At 71.1% G+C, this 2,164-nt stretch carries 2 protein-coding genes; both read left to right on the forward strand.

The genetic code is table 11. The features are described 5' to 3' along the window. Positions 1-1,172 (forward strand): TonB-dependent receptor (locus ACFE71_RS15585; protein ID WP_375429671.1); only part of this gene is annotated, 1,172 nt, incomplete at its 5' end. After that, the gene (locus ACFE71_RS15590) at positions 1,172-1,999 is read left to right on the forward strand and encodes an ABC transporter substrate-binding protein (RefSeq protein WP_375429672.1); all 828 of its coding nucleotides are present in this window, start codon (positions 1,172-1,174) and stop codon (positions 1,997-1,999) included. The genes ACFE71_RS15585 and ACFE71_RS15590, both read left to right, overlap by 1 nt. Positions 2,000-2,164: the final 165 nt, after the last annotated feature.

Consider the following 2,164-nt stretch of genomic DNA (forward strand, 5'->3'; position numbering starts at 1 on the left):
CGGACGGCGAAACGGAGATCGACGGGTTCCCCGCGCCGAGCTTCGCCTTTCGCGACACGCGCGAGCGCGCCGAAACGCGCGAGCTGGTCGGCTATGCCGGCCTCAACGCCGCGCTCCTGGGCGGGCGCCTGCGCAACCGGGTCGCGTTCGCCTACACCCGCACCGACCGGAGCAACATCGACCCGGACGCGGCAGTCCGCGTCACCTTCGACGCCGAGGGGAAGAACGAGCGTTTCGAGTATCAGGGTATCCTCGACCTGGACCCGGTCGCGGCCACCTTCGGGGCGGAGAGCGAGCGGTCGAGCTTCACCAGCGCGAGCTTCGGCGGTGTGCCGTCGGTCGCCGACGTCAGGATCACCAGCGTGTACGGCGAGGCGACGGTGCGGCCGTTCACCGGCCTCTCGCTGACCGGCGGCGTTCGGTATGACGATCACGAGACGTTCGGCGACGCGACCACGTTCGGTGCCTCGGGCGTGTTCAGCCCCAACAGCGGCGCGACGCGGCTGCGCGCGAGCTACGGCGAGGGCTTCAAGGCGCCGTCCCTGTTCCAGCTCTACAGCAACTTCGGCAACGTCGCGCTCGAGCCGGAAATGTCGGAAAGCTGGGAGGTCGGCGTCGGCCAGCGTTTCCTGGGTGGCGCGATCGAGGCGACGGCGACCTACTTTCACCGCGATACCGAGAACCAGATCGATTTCATTTCCTGCCCGCGCGGCGCGACGGCGGGCCCGTGCGTCGGACGGCCGTCGGGGACCTACGACAATATCCGGCTGACCCGCGCCGAGGGCGTCGAGCTCGGGCTGACCCTGCGGCCGGTCGATCGCTTCACCGTCATCGGCCAGTACAGCTTCATCGACGCCACCAACCGATTGACGGAACTGGAGCTCGCCCGCAGGCCGCGCCAGACGGTGAGCGTGGTCGCGGACTATTCCTTCCCGTTCGGGCTGCAGGCGGGCGCGACGGTGGCGCATGTCGGCGATAGCTTCGACAACGCGTCCAACATGCGTCGGCTCGACGGATACGTGCTGGTCGACTTGCGGGCCGCGCTGCCGATGACGGAGCGGATCGAGCTCTACGGCCGGGTCGAGAACCTGCTCGACGAGGAATACGAGACGATCTTCCGCTACGGTACGGCAGGGCGCGCGGCCTATGCCGGCGTTCGGGTGAGGATCTGATGCGGCCCTGGGCGGCGATCCCGCTGATGTTGGCGGGGTGTGCGCAAGCGCCCGCCCCAGCCGCCCCCGCCCGCCCGATGCGGATCGTCAGCCTGGATTATTGCGCCGACCAATATGCGCTTAAGCTGGTCGGGCGCGACCGGATCGTCGCCCTGTCGCCGCATGCGGAAAGCGACTTCTCCTACATGCGTGTCGCAGCGCGCGGGGTGCCCACCGTGGCGCCCCGCGCGGAGGACGTGCTCGTGCTCCGCCCCGATCTCGTCATCCGCTCCTATGGCGGCGGACCCGGCGCGGCGGCGTTCCTGCAGCGCGCGGGCGTGCCGGTGCTTCAGATCGGCTATGCCGAGGACGTCGCGGGCGTGCGGCGGACGTTGGTCGAGGTGGCGCGAGGGTTGGGCGAGCCCGGGCGCGGCGCGAAGGTGGCGGAGGAGATGGATGCACGGCTCGCGGCACTGCGGCGTGGTCCGGCGAAGGGGGCGGCGCTCTACATGACCCCGGCAGGCGTCACGACAGGGGCCGGTACGCTCATCGACGAGATGCTGCGCGTGGGCGGGTTCCGCAATTTCCAACGCGAGACGGGATGGCGTCCGCTGCCGCTCGAGCGCCTTGCCTATGAAGGGCCGGATGTCGTGGCGGCCGCGTTCTTCGGGTCCAAGACCAATCATCCCGACAGCTGGAGCGCCGCGCGCCACCCGGTCGCGCGCGCGCAGCTCCGCGACCGGCCGGTGGTCGGGCTGGAGGGCGCGTGGACCGCGTGCGGCGGCTGGTTCCTGCTCGACGCGATCGAGGCGTTGGCCAGGGCCGGAACGCCCGGAACGGGCGCGTGACCGGCCGCGCGCTCTCGATCACTCTCCTGCTCGCGGCGGTGGGGGCGATCGTCGCGGCCTGTCTGCTCGGGTCGACGCCGCTGCCGCCCGCGCGGCTGTTCGCGGCGCTTGTCGGCGGGGGCGAGCCGGGCGACGCGGTGGTGGTCTGGGCGATCCGCCTGCCGC

Source organism: uncultured Sphingomonas sp. (genome assembly GCF_964237155.1).
Taxonomy (GTDB): domain Bacteria; phylum Pseudomonadota; class Alphaproteobacteria; order Sphingomonadales; family Sphingomonadaceae; genus Sphingomonas.

Bases quoted from the DNA above. Each gene is read 5' to 3' on its own strand.
- ACFE71_RS15590 (WP_375429672.1), top strand. From the start codon at position 1,172: ATGCGGCCCTGGGCGGCGATCCCGCTGATGTTGGCGGGGTGTGCGCAA.